This window comes from Pseudomonas cerasi (assembly GCF_900074915.1).
GTDB lineage: Bacteria > Pseudomonadota > Gammaproteobacteria > Pseudomonadales > Pseudomonadaceae > Aquipseudomonas > Aquipseudomonas cerasi.
Window position 1 is genome coordinate 5,092,301 of record NZ_LT222319.1, and the last position, 23,802, is coordinate 5,116,102.

The following is a 23,802-nucleotide window of genomic DNA, read 5'->3' on the forward strand; positions in this document are numbered from 1 at the left end:
GGACCTTTGCCATGCGTGCTTTTCGACTTCCGAATCTGCTGGCTTGCGGCCTGCTGACCCTGATGGCGAGTGCAGCCCAGGCCGCGCCTATCGACATCGATGACGGCCAACACAAAGTTCACCTGCCTGACACCCCCAAGCGCGTGGTGGTACTGGAGTTTTCGTTTCTCGACGGACTGGCTTCGGTCGGTGTGACGCCGGTCGGTGCCGCCGACGATGGCGATGCCAACCGCGTACTGCCCAAGGTGCGCAAGGCCGTCGGCGAATGGCAGTCTGTGGGCCTGCGCTCGCAACCCAATATAGAAGTGATCGCGCGGCTCAAGCCGGACCTGATCATTGCCGACCTCGGTCGCCATCAGGCGCTGTACAACGACCTCGCCAGCCTGGCACCGACGCTGATGCTGCCGTCACGCGGCGAGGATTATCAGGGCAGTCTGAAATCTGCCGAGCTGATCGGCGTGGCGCTCGGCAAAGGCCCAGAGATGCAGGCGCGGATCGCGGAGAACCGCCAGCACCTGAAGACTGTTGCCGAGCAGATTCCGGCCAACACCAACGTGCTGTTCGGCGTCGCCCGCGAAGACAGCTTCTCGGTACATGGCCCGCACTCTTATGCGGGCAGCGTGTTGCAGGCGATCGGTCTGAAGGTCCCGGAAGTACGCAAAGACGCCGCGCCCACCGAATTCGTCAGCCTGGAGCAGTTGCTGGCATTGGACCCGAACTGGTTGCTGGTCGGTCATTATCGTCGCCCGAGCATCGTCGACAGCTGGAGCAAGCAGCCGCTGTGGCAGGTGCTTGGCGCAGTACGTAACAAGCAGGTGGCCGAAGTTGACGGCGACAGCTGGGCGCGCAATCGCGGGATCATGGCGTCCGAGCAGATCGCCGACGATGCGCTTGCCGTACTCAAGGGCGGCAAGGCCGTGCTGAACCCGTAAATGCGCCGCTGGCTGATGGCGGGCGTGATCACCGCGACCTGCCTGGGACTGTTCTGGGTGTCGCTGTTCGCCCTGTCTTCGTTCAGCATTCGTCAGGTGGATGCCTGGAACGGGCTGATCACGCAGGGCCGCGAGGGCGGCAATATCGCTTATATCGTTGCGCAATTGCGCGTGCCACGCGCCTTGTGCGCGGCGCTGGTCGGTGCCTGCCTCGGCGTGGCCGGGGCCTTGATGCAGGGCATCACCCGCAACCGTCTGGCCTCCCCGTCATTGTTTGGCGTCACGGCGGGCGCAGCGTTGGGGCTGGCGCTGTTTTCCACAGGTCTGGTCGCTCTGCCCTTCCCCGGTGGCGCTCTTTTAATGACCTGCCTCGGCGGTGCACTGGCATGGATCACCGTGTTCAGTCTTGGAGGTGCATGGTCACCCGCCACGGCTCAGGGCCGACTGGTGCTGGCGGGTGTCGCCGTCGCCGCGCTGTGCGCAGCCTTGACCCGTCTCACCGTAATTCTTGTCGAAGCGCAGGCGCAAAGTGTCCTCAACTGGCTGGCTGGATCGCTGGCCAATGTCGGCGCGGCGCAATTGCAACTGCTCTGGCCGTGCACGCTGATCGGCGTGGTGCTGGCGATTGCCTGTGCGCCGCGCTTGAACCTGATCAACCTCGGTGAAGACGCTGCGCGTTCGCTGGGCGTGCGCATCGGTGCGTTACGCCTGCTGGTATTCGTGCTCAGTCTGCTGCTGGTTGGCGCCAGTGTCTGTGCAGTCGGGCCGATCGCCTTTGTCGGCCTGATCGCGCCGAACATCGCTCGCCAGTGGCTGGGCAATGACTACCGCTGGCTGATCCCGATCAGCGCCGGACTGGGTGCGGCTATCGTGCTGGCCTCGGACCTGATCAGCCGCGCCGTGGCATTCCCCGTGGAAACGCCGGCCGGCGTGGTCACGGCGTTGATTGGCGCGCCGTTCTTTCTGTTTCTGGCGAGGCGTGCGCTATGAACCACCCGCGCTCGAGGCTGTTGTTGCTGATGACTCTGCTGGCACTCGCCCTGCTGCTGAGCCTCAGTGCTGGCACCGTGTGGCTGACACCCGGCGCCGTGCTCGATCACCTGATCGCCCACGACAGCAAGGACTTCGAAGTCTGGAATCACCGCCTGCCACGCGGCCTGATCGCAATCATGACCGGCTGCGCCTTCGGCCTGGCGGGCGCCATTGTTCAAGGCGTGATTCGCAACCCGCTGGCCTCGCCGGAAATCCTCGGCGTCACCCAGGGTGCCGGGCTGGCGCTGACCATTGCGATTATCGGCCTGCCACAGTTACCGGTATCGGCGCTGCCGTTTGTGGCGTGTCTGGGCGGCGCGGCGGGTGCGCTGCTGCTGGCGCTGTACAACACCGGCGTGCAGTTTTCCGGGGTGCGTTTCGCGCTGTCCGGGGTGGCGATTGCGGTGACGCTGTCGAGCATCACCGAGTTCCTGATCCTGTCCAACCCGCTGGATATCAACACCGCCCTGCTGGCGCTGACCGGCAGTTTGTGGAGCCGCAACTGGCACCACGTCTTGCTGGCCACGCCGCTTCTGCTGCTGATCCCGCTCAGTCTGCTGCTGGCCAAACCACTGAACCTGATCGGCCTGGGTGACGAGGCGGCGCAGAGCATGGGCACCGGCCTCACGCGTACGCGCTGGCTGTCGATGGGCAGTGCCGTGCTGTTGACCAGCCTGGGGGTGGGCATTATAGGCCCGGTGAGCTTCGTCGGCCTGGTCGCACCACACATGGCCCGTCGTCTGGTCGGCGGTCATCATCAGTACCTGCTGCCCGCCTCGATGGTGCTGGGTGCGTTATTGCTGGTGCTGGCAGACACGCTGGGACGCACGCTGATCGCGCCCAGCGAAATTCCGGCCGGGATTCTCACGGCGGTGATCGGCGCTCCGTATTTCCTCTGGCTGCTGGCCCGATTCAAAGGTTGATCCCATGACTATTCTGAAGGCGCAGCAACTCGACATCGGCTACGGCGCAACGCGCATCGTGCAAGACCTGTCGTTCAGCCCGCCGCCTGCGCAGGTCACTGCGCTGATCGGCCCCAATGGCTGCGGCAAATCCACCCTGCTCAAGGCCTTCGCCCGAATTCTCACCCCGCAATCGGGCAGTCTCAGTCTGGATGGCACGGCCTACCGTCAGCTGTCGGCCAACGAGCTGGCGCGCAAGGTGGCTTTTCTGCCGCAAGTGCTGCCGATTCCGGAAGGCGTCAGCGTGCGCCAGCTGGTGGCGTACGGCCGCAGTCCGCACAACAGTCTGTGGGGTCGCCTGAGTGGCGCCGATCAACGCAGTGTCGATCAAGCCTTGCAGCGCATGGAGCTGGACACACTGGCCGAGCGTCCGCTGTCGGATCTGTCCGGCGGGCAACGACAGCGCGCCTGGCTGGCGATGATCCTTGCGCAGGACGCGGCCATCGTCCTGCTCGACGAGCCGACCACCTATCTGGACATCAGCCATCAGGTCGAGCTGCTGGACCTGATGCGTGAACTGAGTGCCGAAGGCAAGACGGTGATTACCGTGCTGCATGACATCAATCAGGCCTGCCGCTACGCCGACCACCTGGCGGTCATGCAGGGTGGACGTCTGGTGACCTGCGGCGCGCCGGGCGATGTACTGACGGCCGAGCTGGTCTGCCAGGTGTTCGATGTGCAGGTGCAGATCATGCGCGAACCCGTGGCAGGCACGCCGATGTGTATCGTCGAGCGCAGCACGCGCTGCACCAGTTAGCGGCGTAACCTGCAGCGTCTGCACCTTCCCGCTGCATGGTGAAACAGGCAGGCAAGCGGCAAAGCGCGCCAGCATCGTAAGTTGTCCTGTTGGTCAGTTATTTGCATTGTCGGGGTATGCACTCCAACAAGACCGCAAGGAGCTAGACCCGATGCACCTGACCAACCCACGTCGTCCTCTGAAAAAACTGCTGTGTGCCATGGCCGCCGTTGTCGGCATCGGCTCCAGCCTGCTCGCCTCGGCAGCCGATCCGCTGAAAGTCGGATTCGTCTACATCGGCCCCATCGGCGACCACGGCTGGACCTATCAGCATGAACAGGGCCGTCAGGCGATGGTCAAGGCGCTGGGTGACAAGGTGACCAGCAGCTACGTGGAAAACGTGCCGGAGGGCGCGGACGCCGAGCGGGTTATCCGCAACATGGCCAAGGGTGGTTATGACCTGATCTTCAGTACCTCGTTCGGCTACATGAACCCCACTCTGAAAGTCGCCAAGCAGTTCCCCAAGGTGAAGTTCGAGCACGCGACCGGCTACAAGCAGGACAAGAACATGGGCACTTATCTGGCCCGTACCTATGAGGGTCGCTACGTGAGCGGCTACATCGCTGCGAAGATGACCAAGACCAAGAAGATCGGTTATGTCGCTTCGTTCCCGATTCCTGAAGTGCTGCGCGACATCGACGCCATCCAGCTGGCGCTGAACAAATACAACCCGGGCACCGAGATCAAGGTGGTGTGGGTCAACTCCTGGTTCGATCCGGGCAAGGAAGCCGATGCGGCCAATGCGTTGATCGATCAGGGCGTGGACGTGGTGTTCCAGCACACCGACAGCCCTGCGCCGATCCAGACCGCCGAGCGTCGCGGCGTGTATGCCGTCGGTTATGCCTCGGACATGGCTCACTTCGGACCGAAAGCAGTGCTGACCTCTATCGTAAACAACTGGGGCCCGCACTACATTCAGGCCGCCGAAGGCGCCATCGCAGGGACCTGGAAACCACAGGATTACTGGGGCGGCCTGAAGGAAGGAACGGTCGAATTGCCGATCAGCGACGTGGTGCCTGCTGACGTGAAGGCCGAAGCGCAGAAGATCATTGCCAGTATTGAAAGCGGCGAATTCCACCCGTTCACCGGCCCGATCAAGGACCAGAACGGCACCGTGAAAATTGCTGACGGTGTGGTCGCGACCAACGCCGAGCTGGCATCGATGAACTACTACGTCGAAGGCATCAAGGCCGAGCTGCCCAAGTAATCAGTCCGCCACTTGCCTGACCATCGTGCCTGCTGCGCCAGGCACGATCATCGACACCCGACACTTCCTTTCAGGACCGGTTAATGGACCAGCTTCCCGTCATCGACATCGCCCCGCTCTACGGCACGGACACTCAGGCCTGGCAGGATGTTGCCGGGCAAATCGACAGTGCCTGTCGGGCATGGGGCTTCTTTTACATCAAGGGCCACCCGATCAGCGCGCAACGCATCGAGCAGGTGCAATCGGCGGCAAAGGACTTCTTCGCCCGGCCGGCAACTGAAAAGCTCATGATCGATATCACCCAAAGCACCCATCATCGCGGCTACGGCGCCATCGCCACCGAACAACTGGACCCCAGCCTGCCGAGTGACCTCAAGGAAACCTTCGACATGGGCCTGCACCTGGATGCCCGTCATCCCGACGTGCTGGCGGGCAAACCGCTGCGTGGGCCAAACCGGCATCCGGACATTCCCGGCTGGGAAGCGCTGATGGAGCAACACTATCTGGACATGCAGGCGCTGGCGCAAACCCTGCTGCGCGCCATGACCCTGGCACTGGGCATCGAGCGCGATTTCTTCGATCAGCGCTTCAAGGACCCGGTCAGCGTACTGCGCATGACTCATTACCCGCCGCGTGATACGGCGACCTCGGCCGAGCAACAAGGCGCAGGCGCGCATACCGATTATGGCTGCATCACTCTGCTGTATCAGGACACGGCGGGCGGCTTGCAGGTGCGTGATGTGCGTGGCGAATGGATCGACGCGCCACCGCTTGACGGCACCTTCGTGGTCAATCTGGGCGATATGATGGCGCGCTGGAGCAACGATCGTTACCTGTCCACGCCGCATCGGGTCATCAGCCCGCTCGGGGTCGATCGCTACTCCATGCCGTTCTTCGCCGAACCGCACCCCGACACGCGCATCGAATGCCTGCCCGGTTGCCAGAGCGACGATCATCCGGCCCGCTATCCGGTGACCACCTGCGCCGAATTTCTGCTGTCGCGCTTCGCGGACACCTACGCTTATCGCCGCGAACAGGAGGCAAGTTGAACGTTCGGTCAGGTTTTACCCTGCGCAGCGACGTGCATCTGTAGAATGTCCGGGATCTGCACCTGATGAGAAAAGAATATGTACGACTGGTTGAACGCCCTGCCCAAGGCAGAACTGCACTTGCACCTCGAAGGCTCGCTGGAACCCGAGTTGCTGTTCGCCCTGGCCGAGCGCAACAGGATTGCCCTGCCGTGGGATGACGTCGAAACCCTGCGCAAGGCGTATGCCTTCAACAACCTGCAGGAATTCCTCGATCTGTATTACCGGGGCGCAGACGTATTGCGCACCGAACAGGACTTCTACGACCTGACGTGGGCCTACCTGCTGCGCTGCAAGGCACAGAACGTTATCCACACCGAACCGTTCTTCGATCCGCAAACCCACACCGACCGTGGCATCCCGTTCGAAGTGGTACTGGCCGGGATTACCGGTGCGCTGAAAGATGGCAAGTCGAAGCTGGGCGTCGACAGCGGCCTGATCCTGAGTTTCCTGCGCCACCTGTCCCAGGAAGAAGCCGAAAAAACCCTCGATCAGGCGCTGCCGTTCCGTGATGCGTTCGTTGCCGTGGGCCTCGACAGCTCGGAGATGGGCCATCCGCCGAGCAAGTTCCAGCGTGTGTTCGATCGCGCGCGCAACGAAGGCTTCCTGACTGTGGCTCACGCCGGGGAAGAAGGTCCGCCGGAATACATCTGGGAAGCACTGGACCTGCTGAAGATAGAGCGCATCGACCACGGTGTTCGCGCCATCGAAGACGAGCGGCTGATGCAACGCATCATCGACGAACAGATCCCGCTGACCGTCTGCCCGCTGTCCAACACCAAGCTTTGTGTGTTCGACGACATGGCCCAGCACAACATCCTCGACATGCTCGAGCGTGGTGTGAAGGTCACCGTCAACTCGGACGACCCGGCCTACTTCGGTGGCTACGTGACCGAGAACTTCCACGCGCTGTACACCCACCTGGGCATGACCGAAGATCAGGCCAAACGCCTGGCGCAAAACAGCCTGGATGCACGACTGGTCAAGCCCTAAAGAGGGAATGAGCGGGTGACACCCATCGCTGCTCATGCTCTGCGTCGCAGAGGACGCAGAGCGTCAGGAACTGCATACCAACGCGGAGCATTGGCACGATAGTGGTGGGGCAGGCGCCTCCATCGTTCCTCACGCTCCGCGTGGGAATGCCTTTCGCGACGCTCGGCGTCGCAAGAGGACGCGGCGCGTCCGGAACTGCGTGCCGACGCGGACCGGTGGTACGTTAGTGGTGGAGCGCGCCACACCTGCCGCTCCCGTCAGGCCGCCGCTGCGATCTAGCTGATTTCCCGCTGCCCACTGGATGAGACCTGCAAGGTGCTGGACTCTTCAGTGGTGCGCAGCCAGCCCATCTGAATGAAAAGCTGCAACAACCCCGCCCCCAGCGCGCCGCCCAGATGCGGGTTGCTATCGTTCCATTTCGGACAGACACACACCGTTTCGCGCTTGCGTTGCGCCAGTGCGGGAATGTAGATACCGCGTTCGGCAAATCTGGCCACACCCTTGCTGGTAACTTCGACGCGCTTCTCCTGCTGTTCTATCCAGCCCGCCTCCAGCAGGCGCTGATAAAGCTCGGCAGCCATCTCGCCACCCAGATGATCGGAGCAGACTCTTGCGCGGCGCAGCGGCAAGGGCGGCGCAGGCTGGGCAAAGCGACGATTGATCTGTTCAGCACTGGCCAGCGAAGCACAGGCCAAGGCCTCGACCGCCGCCCCCACTTCCGGCGCAGCGAGGCGAAAGAAGCGCTTGCGGCCGCGGACCTCCTGTTTCAACAGACCACCACTGGTCAGCCGCGCCAGATGGGCGCCGGCAGAAGAAGTCGAGAGTCCCGCCAGGATTGCCAATTCGTCGGCAGGGCGAGCAGTACCATCCATCAGTGCCCAGATCATTGCGCTGCGCTTGGGGTCAGCCAGCAAGGTTGCGATCTGGCTGATGCAAGGTCCGTATTCCATGTGTTCACTCCCTGTTGAAACATTCATCTATGGTGATGACTGGGTGAAAGCAATCACGCCTCGATAGAGTTGAACGTGGCTCTTATAGGTAATGACAAGTATAAACTCTATGCCCTCCGCCCCCGTTGGGTGAAAAACGCCTCTTACACACGGCGGGTACACCACGACGCAAAAAATCGCCCAAGTATGGCGTGCTCCATCAACATCAAGTTATTCCCGCGACTACACCGCAACCCCTCTATTCAAGGGGTTTGCAGCGACACTTCAAAAGAGGATTAAAAAGACAAGCGTAATGGCTATGACAAAAATGCCAAATCCACTCAACAACAGTCAGTTTCAACTTTGTTCCGGCAGCGAAACTTCGCGTTATTGAACGGCCTTCGAAAATTATATTTTCCGACATTTCCGAAGGCCATTTCCTACTGGGGCGCGGCGATTAAAACACGCTGGCGGACGACAGACTTACAGCATGTTGCTTACACCGTGACCTGAGCATTTCCAGTAACAGAATGACAGGCTTGCTGAGTTGCGCCCGATGCGCGCACAACAGGTTCAATGGCGCACGCTCCCCGATCAGGTCGGGCATCAACACTTTCAGGTGCCCGGCCCGCACATCAGCGGCCACGTCCAGCCAGGATTTGTATGCCACACCTTCGCCCGCAACGGTCCTGGCTGCTGGCCAGCAAACGCCGCCCCTCCTCAAGGCTGCCCAGCGCAGCACGCGCGTATTCCAGAAACCCCTCGCCTTCGGCAGTCAGGCGCAGGCTGCGCGTCGAACGGGCCAGCAAGCGCGCGCCCAACTGCCGTTCGATACGCTTGAGCGCCGCGCTGGCAACCGCCGCAGACAGGTCCATGACCCGCGCTGCGGCAGAAAGGCTGCCCAGATCCGCTGCACGTACGAACAACTGCAAGTCATCAAAACGCAGCATCAAGGCCCCGTATTATCAAAATAAAATTGAAAGAGCCTGCCGTTTTAGCGGGTTTTATCTTTGCTGGAAATAGCCAATGATCTCTTCATCATTTTCTTTCGGAGAGGCCCCTGACATGAAAGCCATTGCGTACTATCAGTCCCTGCCCATCAGCAACGTGAAATCATTACAGGATATCGAGCTGCCCGAGCCGGTGGCTGGCGATCGCGATCTGCTGGTCGAGGTCAAGGCTATCTCCGTCAACCCGGTGGACACCAAGATCCGCCAGAACGTCCAGCCTGAGGACGGTGCAGGCAAGGTGCTGGGCTGGGACGTGGCCGGAGTGGTCAAAGCCGTCGGCAGCCAGGTCACGCTGTTCAAGCCGGGCGACAAAGTGTTCTATGCAGGCTCTCTGACCCGGCCAGGTGCCAATAGCGAGTTGCACGTGGTGGATGAACGCATCGTTGGCCACATGCCCAAGACCCTGAGCTTCGCCCATGCGGCGGCGCTGCCGTTGACAGCCATCACCGCCTGGGAACTGCTGTTCGAGCGACTGCAGATCCCGCAGCAAAAAGGTGAAGGCGCACACAGCCTGCTGATCGTCGGTGCTGCCGGTGGCGTGGGTTCGATCCTCACCCAACTGGCGCGCAAACTGACCTCGCTGAAAGTCATCGGCACCGCCTCGCGGCCCGAGACCGAAAGCTGGGTCAGCGAACTGGGCGCGCACCATGTGCTGGATCACAGCAAGCCGCTGAGCGAAGAACTCAAGCGCGTCGGCCTGAACCACGTGACTCATGTGGCCAGCCTGACCCAGACCGAACAGCATCTGGATCAGCTCGTCGAGGCACTCAAGCCACAAGGCAAGCTCGCGCTGATCGACGACCCCAAATCGCTGGATGTGTCGAAACTCAAGCGCAAGAGCTTGTCGCTGCATTGGGAGTTCATGTACACCCGGTCGATGTTTGAAACCGAGGACATGATCGAGCAGCACAACCTGCTCAACCGGGTTGCCGAGCTGATCGACGCCGGTACGCTGAAAACTACCTTTGGCGAGCACTTCGGCACCATCAATACCGAAAACCTGCGCCGCGCTCATGCCCTGCTGGAAAGCGGCAAGGCCAAGGGCAAGGTCGTACTGGAAGGTTTCTGAGCCACAGAGGCCTGAGCCGTGTGAAGTCGATGGTATCAGTCACGCCCGGCGCGACTGACACCACCGCTTTGGCGATCAGGCGGTCTGGAGCGATGCTTCGCGCCGTGCCTGCGCACGGCGCGTCAGCACCGAGATGCCCACAGTCAGCACGCCGCACAGGCTGATGACCAGCGCCATTGGTGTGGCCGTGCCATCATGCAGCAAGCCCACCAGACTGGCGGCGACGGCGGCAACGCTGAATTGCAGGCATCCCAGCAACGCCGACGCACTGCCCGCGCGCGCCCACTGGCCATTCATGGCGCAGGTCGATGCATTGGGGATGATGCACCCAAGACTCGCCACACAAATGAACAGCGGCACCAGCAGCGGCCAAAGCGCTTCGGTGCGCAGCAAGCTGATCGCCAGCAACACCAGCCCCGCAGCCAGGTAGATCCAGACCGTGCGCGACAGCAAAAACGCCGGACCGGTCTTGCGCAGAATACGCGCATTGATCTGCGCCACCAGAATGAAGCCCGCCGCATTCATCCCGAACAGCCAGCCGTAATGCTCGGCAGGCACGCCGTACAGCTTGATGAACACAAACGGCGAGCCCGCGACGTAGGCGAACATCCCGGCCATGGCGATGCCACCGGTCAGCGCATGACCAATGAACACGCCGTCCTTGAACAGATTGAGGTACTGGCCCAGCGCGCCGCTCAACGGCTGGCGCGGCGTGGTGGCCGGCATGCTTTCCGGCAACCCCAGTGCGACGGCCGCCAGACAGGCACCGCTGAACAGGGCCAGGCTGACGAAGATCGATTGCCAGCCAAAGGTGCTGACCAGCACGCCGCCCAGCATGGGAGCCAGAATCGGTGCCAGGCCCATGACCAACATCAGTTGCGAGAAGACCTTGGCCGACTCGACAGCGTTGCACTTGTCGCTGACGATGGCGCGCGACAAGACCATTCCGGCACAGCCACCCAGCGCCTGCACGAAGCGTGCAGCGATCAGCCATTCAAGACTCGGCGCAAAGGCGCAGGCGACCGAGGCCAGCATGAACAGGGTCACGCCGACCAGCAGCGGAATGCGCCGACCGAACCGGTCAGCCACCGGACCATAGGCCAGTTGTCCCAGGGAAAGCCCCAGAAAGTAGGCCGCCAGGGTCAGCTGTACGTGTTTTTCATCGGTCCCGAAATACGAGGCCATGGCCGGAAAGCCAGGAAGATAGAAGTCGATGGCCAGAGGGCCGAAGGCGCTCAATGAGCCAAGGATAAGAATCGTTCGTAGATTCATCGGGTGTCCATTAACGGATGCAGAGCAACGGGCTAGTTTACCCGGCTTACCTTGCAGAGAACGACGGACGGGGGAATTAATTCAAAATTTTTCAATGTTTACAGACCGGGAGACCGCATTGATCTCCCGGGTCTGGATCATGCCGGCTGCGCCTGATAACCCTCTTCGCCGATCAGGCTGACAATCCGCTCGGGCGACAAACTGCTTTGCACCTTGACCTGCTTACTGGCCAGTTCGACCTGAACATCGGCGCTCGGATCGTCATGCTTGATGGCCTCGGTCACCGCGCGAACACAGTGCCCGCAGGTCATGCCTTGAACGTTGAATAACTGCATGGTGTCACTCCTTCAGTGATGAACAGTGAGCATCTTCAACCTTGTCATCATGGCAAGGTCAAGTTTCTGTCATTGCTGCCGGGCTGGCATTCGGCGTAATCGTGAGCCAAGCTGAGTGATCGACACCTATACCGTCAGCCACATTTACATCAGGAGTATCAGCGATGCGCTGGTCAGCAGTCAGCCTCTTCAGCATTCTCGGTTTCCTGGCTATCACCCCTGCCACTCAGGCGGCTCAGGACTACGGCATCCTGATCATTTCCCGCGAGCGCCTGGAAGTCGCGACTTCCTGCGAGATCGGCATCTACGTTCAGGACCGCCTGGCCGGCAGGCTGTTTCAGGAAGACTCGGTGTCCTTCAACCTGCCGGCAGGTGAAGTCTCGGTGCGGCTGAGCACCCTGCGCGGCAATGTCGTGGGCTGTGAACCCGGCATGGAAGCGCCGCGCAGCACCAAGATTCAGCTGCGCTCCGGGGATATCCTCAAGTACCGCATTGCGACCGACCTCAACGGGCTGTACCTCAAGAAAGCCGACCTCAACTATTGATTCGCGCTTGACCTTGCCCATATGGCAAGGTTGATCCTTGCAGGCAGCCAGCCTCAGGGAGTGATTCACATGCAAGACACCACCACCTTCGACCTGCCGATCAGCGGCATGACCTGCGCCAGTTGCGCAGGTCGGGTCGAGCGTGCCTTGGCCAAAGTGCCGGGGGTCAACAGCGTAACGGTCAACCTGGCCAATGAACGCGCCCATGTAGACACCGCAGCGCACACCGATCCGCAAACCCTGATCGACGCCGTCAGCCGCGCCGGTTATGGCGCCACCCTGAGCCAGGATCGTCACGCCGAAGCCGATCAAAAAGCCCGTCACTTGCATAACGAGCGCTGGGCCTTGCTGCTGGCCATCGCGCTGGCGCTGCCGCTGATCCTGCCGATGCTGCTGACCCCGCTGGGCGTGCACTGGATGCTGCCCGCGTGGGTGCAGTTTGCGCTGGCGACGCCGGTGCAGTTCATCCTTGGCGCACGCTTTTACGTGGCCGCCTGGAAAGCCGTGCGCGCAGGTGCCGGCAATATGGACCTGCTGGTCGCCATCGGTACCAGCGCCGGCTACGGCCTGAGCGTCTATCAATGGCTGCACGCTGCGCCTGGCACAACGCCGCATTTGTATTTCGAAGCATCGGCGGTGGTAATCGCGCTGGTGCTGCTGGGCAAATACCTGGAAAGCCGCGCCAAGCGCCAGACCGCCAGTGCTATCCGTGCCCTTGAAGCACTGCGCCCGGAGCGCGCCCTGCGGGTGGTCGACGGCCTCGAACAGGACGTCGCTATCAGCGCGCTGCAGCTTGATGATCGGGTGCTGGTCAAACCCGGCGAACGCTTTCCGGTGGACGGCGAAGTGGTCGAAGGCCGCAGCCATGCCGACGAAGCGCTGATCACCGGTGAAAGCCTGCCGGTGGTCAAGCAACCGGGCGACAAGGTCACCGGCGGGGCAATCAATGGCGAAGGCCAATTGCTGATCAGGACCACAGCGCTGGGCGCAGAAACGGTGCTGGCGCGCATCATTCGTCTGGTCGAGGACGCCCAGGCAGGCAAGGCTCCGATCCAGAAACTGGTGGATAAAGTCAGCCAGGTGTTCGTGCCGACCGTACTGGTGATTGCCTTGCTCACGCTGGTCGGCTGGCTGCTGGTCGGTGCCTCGCTTGAAGTCGCGCTGATCAATGCCGTCGCTGTACTGGTGATCGCCTGCCCTTGCTCGCTGGGCCTTGCGACGCCGACAGCGATCATGGCCGGGACCGGCGTGGCTGCGCGCTATGGCATTCTGATCAGGGACGCCGAAGCGCTGGAACGGGCTCACGAGGTCGATGCCGTGGTGTTCGACAAAACCGGCACGCTGACCTCGGGCACGCCGCGTATCACCAACATGAGCGCGGTGCTGGGCAATGAAGAACACCTTCTGCAACTGGCGGGGGCGCTGCAACGCGGCAGTGAACACCCCTTGGCCAAAGCAGTGCTGGATGTGTGTCATGAATGGCAACTCAAGCCTGATGCCGCGCAAAACAGCCGCGTCCTGAGTGGTCGGGGCATCGCTGGCAGCGTTCAGGGCCGTGAACTGGCGCTGGGCAATCGACGTTTGCTGGAGGAAAGCGGCCTGCCGATGGGCGATCTGGCCGAGTCCGCGCGCATCTGGGAAGCCGAGGGGCGCACGCTGTCCTGGCTGATCGAGCAGGCTCCAGAGCCAAAGGTGATCGGCATGTTTGCCTTTGGTGACACGCTCAAGCCCGGAACCGATCAGGCGATCAAAGCGCTGAATGCGCGGGGCATCACCAGCCATCTGCTGACTGGCGATAACCGTGGCAGCGCCCAAGTGGTTGCCAGGACATTGGGGATACACGACGTGCATGCCGAAGTGCTGCCTGTCGACAAGGCGGCCACCGTCACTCAACTGAAAAGCCACCATGTGGTCGCGATGGTCGGTGACGGCATCAACGATGCTCCGGCGCTGGCGGCGGCGGATGTCGGTATCGCGATGGGCGGCGGGACCGATGTCGCCATGCATGCAGCGGGCATCACCCTGATGCGCGGCGATCCGCGACTGGTTCCGGCCGCCCTCGACATTAGCCGAAGGACCTACGCGAAAATCCGCCAGAACCTGTTCTGGGCGTTCGTCTACAACCTTATCGGCATTCCGCTCGCGGCGCTGGGCTATCTCAATCCGGTACTGGCGGGCGCGGCCATGGCGCTGTCGAGTGTCAGCGTGGTGAGCAATGCGCTGCTGCTGAAAACCTGGAAACCCCGCGACCTGGAGGACGCACCATGAATATCGGTCAAGCGGCGAAAAACAGTGGCTTGAGCGCCAAGATGATCCGCTATTACGAATCCATCGGCCTGTTGCAGGCGGCGCATCGCAGCGACAGCGGCTATCGCGTGTACAGCGCGGACGATCTGCACACGCTGGCGTTCATCAAGCGCTCAAGAGACCTGGGGGTTTTCGCTGGAAGAAGTCGGCAAACTGCTGACCCTCTGGCAGGACCGCCAGCGGGCCAGCGCCGACGTCAAGGCACTGGCCCGGCAACACATTGCCGAGCTGAACAAGAAGATCGAAGAACTGGCGAGCCTGCGCGATACGCTTCAGGAACTGGTGGAACATTGCCAAGGCGACGACCGCCCCGACTGCCCGATCCTCAAGGACCTGGCGTCGGGCGGGTGCTGCTAGCCACACCGCAAGGGCCCTTACTGCATCCGCACGCACTCCCGAGAGAGCGAGCTTGCCCGCGAAAGGGCCCATACAGACTCCAAAAACAGCGCGCCTGATTCATCGTCTTCGCGAGCAAGCGAAGCGTCGCCCGGCTCGCTCCCACAAAAGCTTTACTGCATCCACGACGGCGGTGGTTCTTCGGTGGACCTAATCAGTACAGCGCCTGCCGTACTCACCCCGTGGGAGCGAGCTTGCTCGCGAAAGGGCCCGTACAGGCTCCGAAAACTACGCGCCTGATCCATCGCCTTCGCGAGCAAGCGAAGGTCGCCCGGCTCGCTCCCACAAGGGTCTTACTGCATCCACGGCGGTGGTGGTTCTTCGGTGGATTTGCTTGGTGGCGCATCGTCTGCCGCGCGAGCTGCCTGGCGACGGGCTTCGTCGAGGCGGGCGGCTTCGATTTCGCGCAGTACGCCGCCCACATCGGCTTCGTCCTCCGGCTCATCGAATTCGCCGGTCAGCACCGTGGCGGGCGACAAGGTGCCTGCCTCGTAGTACGACCACATTTCCTTGGCGTACTTGGTCTTTCTGAGCTCCGGCGCGAAGCGGCCGAAGTACAGCGCCATGTTGCCGACGTCGCGCTCCAGCATGCTGAACGCGTGGTTGTTGCCCGCGGCATCGACCGCTTGCGGCAAGTCGATGATGACCGGGCCGGACGGCGCCAGCAGCACGTTGAACTCGGACAGGTCACCATGCACCAGACCGGCACACAACATCAGCACGATCTGCTCGATCAGGAATGCGTGATACTCGCGCGCCTGATCCGGCTCCAGCACGACGTCGTTCAGACGCGGCGCTGCATCGCCGTACTCGTCGGCCACCAGTTCCATGAGCAGCACGCCTTCCAGGAAGTCGTACGGCTTGGGCACCCGGACACCTGCGCTGGCCAGACGAAACAGCGCAGCCACTTCGGCATTCTGCCAGGCGTCTTCGGTTTCCTTGCGCCCGAACTTCGAGCCCTTGGCCATGGCGCGGGCCTGTCGGCTGTTGCGTACCTTGCGGCCTTCCTGATACTCGGCCGCCTGACGGAAACTGCGTTTGTTAGCCTCCTTGTAAACCTTGGCACACCGCAGCTCATTGCCGCAACGCACCACATAAACAGCTGCCTCTTTACCACTCATCGAGCGGGCGCAGCACCTCGTCGACCAGACCGTCTTCGATCAGGGGTTCAATGCGTTTAGGAGTTTTCATCAGCTTTTATTGTGGGTCCTTTGTTGCCAGATACGCGATTGTTGCCGTTATACGGCAATCCTCCGCCAGCGAGTAGGGGTAACCCCCTGTGGATTGAAAGGTTTTTTAAGAAAAAACCACGCAATCCCCCGGTTTAAAGCACCTTTCGTGCCGTACAGCAGGTCGAAGATATTCCGGGACAAAACATGTAAAAGCAGAAAAACCCGCGTTAGATGCACTCATTAGTGCACAAGGCATCCCGGCCTTACTTGAACAAGTCGCCAGGGGTGTGACCGAACAACCCCTTGAACGCAGCGATGAATGCTGACGTCGAGTCATAACCGCAGGCCAGCGCGGTATGCGTCACACTGGCGCCCTCTTCCAGTGCAGAAAGCGAAGACAGTAACCGTGCCCGCTGCCGCCAGCCGCGAAAGCTCAATCCGGTTTCCCGCTGAAACATTCGCATCAGGGTTTTCTCGGAGGTCCCGAGACGGGCAGCCCAGTCATGCAGGGTGATCAACCGACCCGGCTCCTCGATCAACTCGTTGCACAGCCCCAGCAAGACGCGGATGACGCGGCAACGGCAGTGAAAAGCCGACTTCGGGCAACTGCGCCAGTTGATCCAGCAGGACCTGCACCAGCCGCGCCTCATGGCTGTCCTGCTCGGGATAATCCACAGGGCAGCAGGCAGAAGCTCTTGATCAGCTCACGGGCCAGTGGCGTGACTTCCAGCACCCTGCAGCGCTGCGGTGCCCACCCCGAATCTGCCGTGCGAATGTACAGGCTGCGCATTTCGGCGCGCATGGAGGTCACCACCTCATGCTCAAGCCCGGCAGGCACCCAGACGCCCCACTGCGGCGGCGCAAAGAAACTGCCCTCGGCGGTATGCACCCCCAGAACCCCACTGATGGCATAGGAAAACTGCACCCAGTCGTGGCGATGGGGCGGCGTCCACGAACCGGCAGTGAGGCTTTCAGCACGGGCATACAGCGGGCGCGGCAGGCCGGCCAATGCCGGTATCTGCCGTTCGCCCGTAGGCTGCCGCTGATTGATCTGTCCGTTACTCGGCATCTTATGGCCTTATGTCGCAAGACGGCTATGGCGCAACAGAGTAGCCTGCACGCATCTCTGTGTACAAACGTTCTACGGACCCCGCATGCAATCACTCAAACACTTCAAACGCGTCGCTACCGACTGGTTCCTCTGGGGCATGGTTCTGGCGACGGTGCTCGCCTACTTCTTCCCGCGCTTCGGCGCTACCGGCGGCAGCATGCACGCTGAATACGTCATCAAGGTCGGCGTGTTCGTGGTGTTCTTTCTGCATGGGGTAAACCTGTCCAGCGAGCAGATCAAGAAAGGCCTGACCAACTGGCGCCTGCACGTGATGATCCAGGTCTTCACCTTCGTGGTGTTCCCGCTGATCTGGCTGGCGTGCCAAAAGCTGCTGGGCTCGTATGTGCCGGCGCTGCTGATGCTGGGTTTTCTCTACCTGTGCGCCCTGCCCTCGACCATTTCGTCTTCGGTGGCACTGACCGGCAGCGCAGGCGGCAATGTCCCGGCAGCGATTCTCAACGCCAGCATGTCCAGCGTCATCGGGATTTTCATCACCCCGTGGCTGGTCAGCCTGGTGGTCGGCACCGGTGCTGGCGGAATCGATCTGGGCGATACGCTGCTCGACCTGTGCGCCATGCTCCTGCTGCCACTGGTGCTTGGCCAGCTAATGCGGCCGTTGCTGGGCAAGTTTTTCGCCCGTCACAAGAAGTACACCAACCTGATCGACAAGCTGGTGATTCTGCTGCTGGTGTACGCGGCGTTCTGCAACTCGATGATCTCCGGCATGTGGCAAAGCCAGGGCAACAGCGTGATCCTGACGGCGTTCGTCGGCACCGCGCTGCTGCTGGCGGTGATCCTGTTGATGACCACCCGCACGGCGCGGGTACTCAAGTTCGATCATGCCGACAAGGTCGCGGCGGTGTTCTGCGCCACCAAGAAATCCCTCGCCGCGGGCGCGCCGATGGCTGCACTGATTTTCGGCAGCAACCCGGGGCTTGGCCTGATTCTGTTGCCGATCATGATCTACCACCCGATGCAGTTGATCGTGTGCTCGATCATCGCCGAGAGCTACGCCAGTCGCCATCGCCAAGAGCTTTCGGCCGCCGCGCTGGAAGAGGCTCGCGCCGCGTGAATGCGGCTTACATCAGCGCGTCATCATCCAGTGTGACGCGCGCATAGAAGACGATCGCCACGGTAGGGATCAGTGCGGAATAACCCGGCCGCAGCGCAGTGCCGAAGTGCGTCAGCAAGCGTTGCACCGGGGCCTGGCGAATCGCGCCCAGCAAGCCCTTGACCGCGCCGGGCGCCTCGTCGGGCTGCGCGGTCTTGAAAAACGCTGCCACGGTCAGGCGCTCGGCCAGTGCATCGACATGCGCGGCATAGATATCCCAGCTCATCGCGCGGACACTGGCGCGCGGCATCTGCACCAGCGGGTGCGCGCTGTTGAACGCATGGCGAAAGAACGTTCTGAGCAGCAGCTCTTCCACTTCAACCACCGTCGCACATTGGTGCAGCGCGTCGCCCAGACCGTATTGCCGCGCCAGCATGCCCAACACTCACGTATAGGGCACGCCGCGACGCCGGGCGGCATTGATCAGAAAATGCCCGGCGACCAGCTGGAATTCACGCACGAATGCGTACGTACGGTCGGCTACAGTGGCCTTGAGGCGCGTCCAGCGACTGCTGCGCAAGTGCTTGATGGCCGCCTCCAGCACGTAGTCAGGCGAACGGGCCAGAACGCTGTGCAACCAGACGTCCTGCAAAACCGGGTCGCGGGTCATGGTCGGTAGCACCGCAACGCCGGTTTCCAGCCCTTCACAGCCACTGAAGCGGGTCGCAATCAGCACTTCCTGCAAGCGCTGCCAGTAATGGTGATGGCGATAACCCTGCATGCGCACGTTCTCGAAGTGCTCGACCGGCGTGCGTCCCAGGCTCTTCTCGCCCAGGTTCAGCAAGAGCACATGATCTTCCGTGGAATACGCATTGATCAGCCGTCCGCTGATTCTCTGCTTGAGCAGCTCGGCCTCGGCGGCATCGATACGAACGGCAGCGGCCATCAGCAATACATCGCCCACCACCAGCCCGTGCTCGGGTGTCTGCTGCAGGTCCTTGAGCGCGCTGACCAGCAGCCGGCCGCCCAGTGAATGCCCGATCAGATTGACCCGCCTGACGTCGGGATGGTGCTCGAACAGGTAGCGATCCAGCTGTGCAAACAGCACCTTGCCCATGTCGCGGGCACGGTTGCGGATGCGCGCGAAGTGAACGACCCGGTCCCCCGCCAACGCCGCCGCGCCCGCGAGCGGGTGCACACGGGCAGCAGCCATGAGCAGGCCACGGGAACGGTTGTCCATCTGGGTGAAATGGCTGGATGGCCAGAACGCCAGAATGTTCACGCTCTGGCGCAATGCACCGGGGATGCTGTTGGCCAACAGGCGTCGGTCATCCAGATCATGCCCTGACGAATAGCCGTGAATGAAGACGTTGGCGACCTCGCCCGATGTCTTGGGCAGGGTCAGAAATTTGAAGTGATTTTCCACGTTGTCCTGTCACACATGGGCGGTTTACACGCTCAATTTCTGGCGATGAAGCGCTTGGCGATCAGTACGATCAGTCGCAGGCAGAACATGATACCGGTCACCGCGATGACCCATTTGGCCACCAGCAGGAAGTAAACCTCCGTTTCATCGGAGACCAGCCCCACCAGCAAGCCCATCCCGCCGATCAGCAAACCGATCAGCATCAGCCCGATATAGGGCCTCAGCCAGCGAGTCCGCGCGCCTTTGTCGAACAGATAGAGCACGGTGCCGATCAGAATCAGAAGTACCGATACCCCAATGATGAACCCCATGCCTTACCTCAACGTTACAGGCCAACAATGCTGATTGATCATCCCGCGCACGGATGCGACGCAGAGCGTCACGGCATGCATTCCCACGCTGGAGCGTGAGGAACGATAGGTGCCCGGAAGAACACTTATCGTGCCAGTGCTCTGCGTAGTTCAGTTGTGGATTATGCCCATGACCCCAGCCATTTGCCTAACGCTCCAGAATTGCCGTCACGCCCTGGCCGCCTGCGGCACAGATCGAGATCAGGCCACGTCCGCTGCCTGCCGCATCCAGCAGCTTGGCCAGGTTGGCGACGATGCGGCCTCCGGTTGCGGCGAACGGGTGGCCGGCAGCCAGTGAGCTGCCCTTGACGTTCAGTTTGCTGCGATCAATAGACCCCAACGGCGCATCCAGCCCCAGACGGGTCTTGCAGTAATCGGCGTCTTCCCAGGCCTTGAGGGTGCACAGCACCTGCGCGGCGAAGGCTTCGTGAATTTCGTAGTAATCGAAGTCCTGAAGGGTCAGGCCATTGCGGGCCAGCAGACGCGGAACGGCGTAGACCGGTGCCATCAGCAGCCCTTCTGCTCCGTTGACGAAGTCCACCGCCGCAGCTTCGCCATCGCGCCAATAGGCCAGCACCGGCAGGTCCCGCTCGCGAGCCCATTCCTCGCTGGCCAGCAACACCACCGATGCGCCATCGGTCAGCGGTGTCGAATTGCCCGCCGACAAGGTGCCCTTGGCGCTGCGCTCGAACGCGGGCTTGAGGCTGGCCAGTTTTTCAAGCGTCAGGTCCGGACGCAGGTTGTTGTCACGGATCAGCCCCAGATACGGCGTCATCAGATCATCCTGCCAGCCCTCGGCGTAGGCTGCCGCCATTTTCAGATGGCTCTCGAGCGCCAGTTGATCCTGCGGCCCGCGCTCTATGCCCCAGGTCTGCGCCATCAGCTCGCAATGTTGACCCATCGACAAGCGTGTACGTGGCTCGCCGTTACGCGGCAGCTCCGGTTTGAGGTGGTGTGGACGCAACTGCATCAGGGCCTTGAGCTTGTCACCGGGCGTCTTGCTGCGGTTTACCTGCAGCAGGATTTTGCGCAGCCCCTCGTTGACGCCGATCGGTGCATCGGACGTGGTGTCCACGCCGCCGGCAATGCCGCACTCGATCTGCCCCAGAGCGATCTTGTTGGCCACCAGCAACGCCGCTTCCAGCCCCGTACCGCACGCTTGCTGAATGTCGTAGGCCGGGGTCTGTGCCGAGAGCCGCGAGCCGAGCACGCATTCGCGGGTCAGGTTGAAGTCTCTGGAGTGCTTGAGCACCGCGCCCGTCACCACCTCGCCCATGCGCAGCCCGTGCAGATTGAAGCGCTCGATCAGCCCTTCCAGAGCAGCCGTGAGCATGTCCTGATTGCTGGCCGTGGCGTAAGGGCCATTGGAGCGCGCGAACGGAATGCGGTTACCGCCGACGATGGCGACCCGACGAGGATGCGTCATGGAAAACTCCCTTTCTTCAAGCGAATGAATGAGCCGTGCCGATCGCAAGAACAAACGTCATGCCACCGTGGTCCATTCCTTTGAACCCCGACTTCAGGAGAGTGTTCCATGCCGTCAGATCGCTACATTGATTTCGCCAACTCCGACATGGGTCGGCGCCTGGTGAAGGCCACCGGTCTGCCCGCCCCCACTCACCTGGAGCGCTGGCAGGCCGGACGTCTGCGGCCCGTCGAAGGGACGCTGCTGATCAGCGCCGGGCCGCTGGGGGATCAGGTCCGCCAGTTCGCCAGCCGCCTGACCGACTCGCTGTACAGTTTCGGCAGCGAGATGCCCGGCGCCACGACGTGGGTGTCCAACCAGGGGCCGCGCCTGAAAGCAGTCGTGTTCGACGCCAGCCAGATCCTGCGCACCGAGCAGCTCAGGCAGTTGCGGGACTTCTTTCAGCCGCTGCTGCGCAATCTCGATCACTGCGCACATGTGGTCATTCTCGGTAAATCCCCCGAGACACTCGCTGATCCGCTGGCCGCCAGCACTCAACAGGCCATCGAAGGTTTCAGCCGCTCACTGGCCAAGGAAGTGCGCAACGGCGCCACGGTCAAACTGCTGCAAGTGGATGACGACGCGCAGGATCAACTGGAGGGCGCCCTGCGCTTTTTCCTCACGCCCAAGGCTGCGTTCATCTCCGGCCAGTTTGTCCACCTGAGTGCCTGCCCGAGCAAGGTGCAGGACTGGACCCGCCCGCTGGCCGGGCGCAAGGCAGTGGTAACGGGCGCTGCACGCGGCATTGGCGCGTCTATAGCCGAAACCCTGACACGTGATGGTGCGCAGGTCATTCTGCTGGATGTACCGCAGACCAAAAACGAGCTGGAGGCACTGGCCTCGCGGCTTGGCGGTCAGGCTCTGGCGCTGGATATCTGCTCGGCGGATGCTCCGGCACAGTTGCTCGAACACCTGCCCGATGGCGTCGACATACTGGTGCACAACGCCGGCATCACGCGCGACAAGACGCTGGTCAACATGCCGGAAGATTTCTGGGACTCGGTACTGGCGGTCAACCTCAATGCGCCGCAAGTGCTGACTCAAGTGCTGCTCGACGCGGGCGCCTTGAAGGACAACGCCCGCATCGTGCTCATGGCCTCGATCAGCGGTATCGCCGGTAATCGCGGGCAAACCAACTACACCACCAGCAAGGCCGGTCTGATCGGTTTTGCACGGGCCATGGCCCCCGGACTCAAGTCACGCGGCATCAGCATCAACGCCGTCGCGCCGGGCTTCATCGAAACGAAAATGACCGCGCACATGCCGTTCACCCTGCGTGAAGCCGGGCGGCGCATGAGTTCGCTGGGTCAGGGCGGCTCGCCACAGGACGTTGCCGAAGCAGTGGCGTGGTTCAGCCAACCGGGCAGCGGCGCGGTGAGCGGTCAGGTTCTACGTGTATGTGGTCAAAACGTGATCGGGGCTTAAGCACCCGCATCGAATTCAAGGAGATGGATGATGACGGCTCACTGGCGCTACCTCAATTCCCTGCAGCCCCTGTCCAACCTGTTCATCCAGGCTGCGCTCAGGCGCAAGGTCACCGGGATGCAGCTACCCGATCTGGGCTTGCGCAGCTGGATCGCGGTCGATACCGATAAGCTCGAGGCATACCGCAAGGTCTGCGGCTTCGAAGAAAGCAGCCTGCTGCCTCCGACCTACCCGCATGTGCTGGCGTTTCCGCTGCAAATGCAATTGATGACCTCCGAGGACTTTCCATTCCCGCTGCTGGGGTTGATTCACCTCGCCAATCGCACCCGCACGCATCGTCCACTGGGCGGTGTGAGCCAGTTGTACATCAGCGTACAGGCCACTGATCTGCGCCCGCACGCCAAGGGCGCGACGTTCACCCTGGTCACTCAGGCCGAAGACGGCATGGGGCTGTTGTGGGAAGAAGAAAGCACCATGCTGTGCACCGCCGTGCACCTGGAAGACAGCCCTGTGAGCTATCCCGAAGCCGCGCCGCTACCGCTCAGCGAGCTGCAAGGCTGGCGGGCGACGGCGCAAATAGGCCGCGAATATGCCAAGGTGTCGGGCGACTACAACCCGATTCACCTCAGCGCCCCCAGCGCCAGGCTGTTCGGTTTTCCACGCGCCATCGCCCACGGCATGTGGCTCAAGGCCCGTGCGCTCGCGGCGCTGGGCGAGCATTTGCCGGCCTCGAATGTCGAGATCAGCGTGCAGTTCCAGAAGCCTGTACGCCTGCCTGCCGACGTGACGCTGTCGACCAGTGCCGCCGGCTCGCATGGCCAGTTCCGTGTCGAAGGCCAGGAGGGCATCGTGCATATGGTCGGTAGCTGGCAGCCTGTCAGCGAGTGACGCACAGCCGGATGAACACCTCTGACGGGAGCATTGCTCCC

18 protein-coding genes and 5 pseudogenes are annotated in these 23,802 nt (G+C 61.9%); 14 read left to right on the forward strand and 9 right to left on the reverse strand.

All coding sequences use genetic code 11. From position 1 onward, the window contains the following. Positions 1-11 precede the first annotated feature (11 nt). The 7 genes from PCPL58_RS25135 to PCPL58_RS25165 all read left to right on the forward strand — a co-directional run bounded on the left by PCPL58_RS25135 (position 12) and on the right by PCPL58_RS25165 (position 7,010). Complete coding sequence (locus PCPL58_RS25135; RefSeq protein WP_065350708.1) at positions 12-932, forward strand: Fe(3+) dicitrate ABC transporter substrate-binding protein FecB; 921 nt, start codon at positions 12-14, stop codon at positions 930-932. Continuing rightward, positions 933-1,922: an iron-dicitrate ABC transporter permease FecC gene (gene fecC / locus PCPL58_RS25140; protein ID WP_003431851.1), complete on the forward strand. Its 990-nt coding sequence runs from the start codon at positions 933-935 to the stop codon at positions 1,920-1,922. Continuing rightward, entirely contained in the window at positions 1,919-2,887 is a 969-nt protein-coding gene (locus PCPL58_RS25145) for an iron chelate uptake ABC transporter family permease subunit (protein ID WP_065350709.1), read from the forward strand. Before fecC ends, PCPL58_RS25145 begins: the two co-directional genes overlap by 4 nt. Before the next feature lie 4 nt (positions 2,888-2,891). Then, on the forward strand, positions 2,892-3,683 hold the full coding sequence (gene fecE, locus PCPL58_RS25150; protein WP_003431853.1) for a Fe(3+) dicitrate ABC transporter ATP-binding protein FecE: 792 nt from the start codon (positions 2,892-2,894) through the stop codon (positions 3,681-3,683). Positions 3,684-3,834: 151 nt separating this feature from the next. After that, positions 3,835-4,929, forward strand: coding sequence for a BMP family ABC transporter substrate-binding protein (locus PCPL58_RS25155; RefSeq protein ID WP_003366477.1), 1,095 nt, complete (start codon positions 3,835-3,837; stop codon positions 4,927-4,929). An 83-nt stretch (positions 4,930-5,012) separates the two neighbouring features. After that, complete coding sequence (locus PCPL58_RS25160) at positions 5,013-5,978, forward strand: 2-oxoglutarate and iron-dependent oxygenase domain-containing protein (protein WP_065350710.1); 966 nt, start codon at positions 5,013-5,015, stop codon at positions 5,976-5,978. A gap of 78 nt (positions 5,979-6,056) precedes the next feature. Further along, entirely contained in the window at positions 6,057-7,010 is a 954-nt protein-coding gene (locus PCPL58_RS25165; protein ID WP_003366473.1) for an adenosine deaminase, read from the forward strand. Positions 7,011-7,285: 275 nt separating this feature from the next. Here PCPL58_RS25165 and PCPL58_RS25170 read toward each other — a convergent pair whose 3' ends face one another. Both PCPL58_RS25170 and PCPL58_RS25175 read right to left on the reverse strand, forming a co-directional pair. Then, positions 7,286-7,960 (reverse strand): ArsR/SmtB family transcription factor, encoded by a 675-nt coding sequence (locus tag PCPL58_RS25170; protein WP_065350711.1) that lies wholly within the window; start codon positions 7,958-7,960, stop codon positions 7,286-7,288. Positions 7,961-8,396: 436 nt separating this feature from the next. Beyond that, positions 8,397-8,889, reverse strand: a pseudogene (locus PCPL58_RS25175) (LysR family transcriptional regulator). 115 nt (positions 8,890-9,004) lie between these two features. Between PCPL58_RS25175 and PCPL58_RS25180 the strand changes: the two are divergent. Beyond that, positions 9,005-10,018, forward strand: a complete 1,014-nt coding sequence (locus PCPL58_RS25180; RefSeq protein ID WP_065350712.1) for a zinc-binding alcohol dehydrogenase family protein — start codon at positions 9,005-9,007, stop codon at positions 10,016-10,018. A gap of 75 nt (positions 10,019-10,093) precedes the next feature. Here PCPL58_RS25180 and PCPL58_RS25185 read toward each other — a convergent pair whose 3' ends face one another. Next, the gene (locus PCPL58_RS25185) at positions 10,094-11,290 is read right to left on the reverse strand and encodes a multidrug effflux MFS transporter (protein ID WP_065350713.1); all 1,197 of its coding nucleotides are present in this window, start codon (positions 11,288-11,290) and stop codon (positions 10,094-10,096) included. Between the two features lie 137 nt (positions 11,291-11,427). Then, positions 11,428-11,625 (reverse strand): heavy-metal-associated domain-containing protein, encoded by a 198-nt coding sequence (locus PCPL58_RS25190; protein ID WP_044309505.1) that lies wholly within the window; start codon positions 11,623-11,625, stop codon positions 11,428-11,430. Between the two features lie 164 nt (positions 11,626-11,789). Between PCPL58_RS25190 and PCPL58_RS25195 the strand changes: the two genes are divergently transcribed. From PCPL58_RS25195 to cueR, 3 genes and pseudogenes are all read left to right on the forward strand, one after another. Then, on the forward strand, positions 11,790-12,170 hold the full coding sequence (locus PCPL58_RS25195) for a hypothetical protein (protein ID WP_003366459.1): 381 nt from the start codon (positions 11,790-11,792) through the stop codon (positions 12,168-12,170). A gap of 69 nt (positions 12,171-12,239) precedes the next feature. Beyond that, positions 12,240-14,438 carry a heavy metal translocating P-type ATPase gene (locus PCPL58_RS25200; protein WP_065350714.1) on the forward strand — a complete coding sequence of 733 codons (2,199 nt, stop codon included), beginning with the start codon at positions 12,240-12,242 and terminating at the stop codon, positions 14,436-14,438. Further along, positions 14,435-14,834: pseudogene (cueR, locus tag PCPL58_RS25205) on the forward strand (Cu(I)-responsive transcriptional regulator). Before PCPL58_RS25200 ends, cueR begins: the two are co-directional and overlap by 4 nt. Before the next feature lie 332 nt (positions 14,835-15,166). Here cueR and PCPL58_RS25210 read toward each other — a convergent pair. Beyond that, a pseudogene (locus PCPL58_RS25210) lies at positions 15,167-16,064 on the reverse strand (PA4780 family RIO1-like protein kinase). A 244-nt stretch (positions 16,065-16,308) separates the two neighbouring features. Beyond that, positions 16,309-17,114: pseudogene (locus PCPL58_RS25215) on the reverse strand (AraC family transcriptional regulator). Between the two features lie 85 nt (positions 17,115-17,199). Here PCPL58_RS25215 and PCPL58_RS25220 point away from each other — a divergent pair. Further along, the gene (locus PCPL58_RS25220) at positions 17,200-18,228 is read left to right on the forward strand and encodes a bile acid:sodium symporter family protein (protein WP_065350715.1); all 1,029 of its coding nucleotides are present in this window, start codon (positions 17,200-17,202) and stop codon (positions 18,226-18,228) included. A gap of 7 nt (positions 18,229-18,235) precedes the next feature. On the opposite strand, the pseudogene PCPL58_RS25225 reads toward PCPL58_RS25220, so the two are convergent. The 3 genes and pseudogenes from PCPL58_RS25225 to PCPL58_RS25235 all read right to left on the reverse strand — a co-directional run bounded on the left by PCPL58_RS25225 (position 18,236) and on the right by PCPL58_RS25235 (position 21,409). Further along, positions 18,236-19,633: pseudogene (locus tag PCPL58_RS25225) on the reverse strand (DUF726 domain-containing protein). A 32-nt stretch (positions 19,634-19,665) separates the two neighbouring features. Then, complete coding sequence (locus PCPL58_RS25230; protein ID WP_003431860.1) at positions 19,666-19,944, reverse strand: hypothetical protein; 279 nt, start codon at positions 19,942-19,944, stop codon at positions 19,666-19,668. 187 nt (positions 19,945-20,131) lie between these two features. Next, on the reverse strand, positions 20,132-21,409 hold the full coding sequence (locus PCPL58_RS25235; protein ID WP_044310530.1) for an acetyl-CoA C-acetyltransferase: 1,278 nt from the start codon (positions 21,407-21,409) through the stop codon (positions 20,132-20,134). A gap of 108 nt (positions 21,410-21,517) precedes the next feature. Between PCPL58_RS25235 and PCPL58_RS25240 the strand changes: the two genes are divergently transcribed. Both PCPL58_RS25240 and PCPL58_RS25245 read left to right on the forward strand, forming a co-directional pair. Then, positions 21,518-22,873, forward strand: a complete 1,356-nt coding sequence (locus tag PCPL58_RS25240; RefSeq protein ID WP_065350716.1) for a 3-oxoacyl-ACP reductase — start codon at positions 21,518-21,520, stop codon at positions 22,871-22,873. Between the two features lie 30 nt (positions 22,874-22,903). Beyond that, positions 22,904-23,761 (forward strand): MaoC family dehydratase, encoded by an 858-nt coding sequence (locus PCPL58_RS25245; protein WP_058397703.1) that lies wholly within the window; start codon positions 22,904-22,906, stop codon positions 23,759-23,761. Positions 23,762-23,802: the final 41 nt, after the last annotated feature.

Excerpts from the sequence above, each read along its gene's own strand:
- PCPL58_RS25135 (WP_065350708.1), top strand. The coding sequence starts at position 12 with ATGCGTGCTTTTCGACTTCCGAATCTGCTGGCTTGCGGCCTGCTGACC.
- fecC (WP_003431851.1), top strand. The coding sequence starts at position 933 with ATGCGCCGCTGGCTGATGGCGGGCGTGATCACCGCGACCTGCCTGGGA.
- PCPL58_RS25145 (WP_065350709.1), top strand. The coding sequence starts at position 1,919 with ATGAACCACCCGCGCTCGAGGCTGTTGTTGCTGATGACTCTGCTGGCA.
- fecE (WP_003431853.1), top strand. The coding sequence starts at position 2,892 with ATGACTATTCTGAAGGCGCAGCAACTCGACATCGGCTACGGCGCAACG.
- PCPL58_RS25155 (WP_003366477.1), top strand. The coding sequence starts at position 3,835 with ATGCACCTGACCAACCCACGTCGTCCTCTGAAAAAACTGCTGTGTGCC.
- PCPL58_RS25160 (WP_065350710.1), top strand. The coding sequence starts at position 5,013 with ATGGACCAGCTTCCCGTCATCGACATCGCCCCGCTCTACGGCACGGAC.
- PCPL58_RS25165 (WP_003366473.1), top strand. The coding sequence starts at position 6,057 with ATGTACGACTGGTTGAACGCCCTGCCCAAGGCAGAACTGCACTTGCAC.
- PCPL58_RS25170 (WP_065350711.1), bottom strand. The coding sequence starts at position 7,960 with ATGGAATACGGACCTTGCATCAGCCAGATCGCAACCTTGCTGGCTGAC.
- PCPL58_RS25180 (WP_065350712.1), top strand. The coding sequence starts at position 9,005 with ATGAAAGCCATTGCGTACTATCAGTCCCTGCCCATCAGCAACGTGAAA.
- PCPL58_RS25185 (WP_065350713.1), bottom strand. The coding sequence starts at position 11,290 with ATGAATCTACGAACGATTCTTATCCTTGGCTCATTGAGCGCCTTCGGC.
- PCPL58_RS25190 (WP_044309505.1), bottom strand. The coding sequence starts at position 11,625 with ATGCAGTTATTCAACGTTCAAGGCATGACCTGCGGGCACTGTGTTCGC.
- PCPL58_RS25195 (WP_003366459.1), top strand. The coding sequence starts at position 11,790 with ATGCGCTGGTCAGCAGTCAGCCTCTTCAGCATTCTCGGTTTCCTGGCT.
- PCPL58_RS25200 (WP_065350714.1), top strand. The coding sequence starts at position 12,240 with ATGCAAGACACCACCACCTTCGACCTGCCGATCAGCGGCATGACCTGC.
- PCPL58_RS25220 (WP_065350715.1), top strand. The coding sequence starts at position 17,200 with ATGCAATCACTCAAACACTTCAAACGCGTCGCTACCGACTGGTTCCTC.
- PCPL58_RS25230 (WP_003431860.1), bottom strand. The coding sequence starts at position 19,944 with ATGGGGTTCATCATTGGGGTATCGGTACTTCTGATTCTGATCGGCACC.
- PCPL58_RS25235 (WP_044310530.1), bottom strand. The coding sequence starts at position 21,409 with ATGACGCATCCTCGTCGGGTCGCCATCGTCGGCGGTAACCGCATTCCG.
- PCPL58_RS25240 (WP_065350716.1), top strand. The coding sequence starts at position 21,518 with ATGCCGTCAGATCGCTACATTGATTTCGCCAACTCCGACATGGGTCGG.
- PCPL58_RS25245 (WP_058397703.1), top strand. The coding sequence starts at position 22,904 with ATGACGGCTCACTGGCGCTACCTCAATTCCCTGCAGCCCCTGTCCAAC.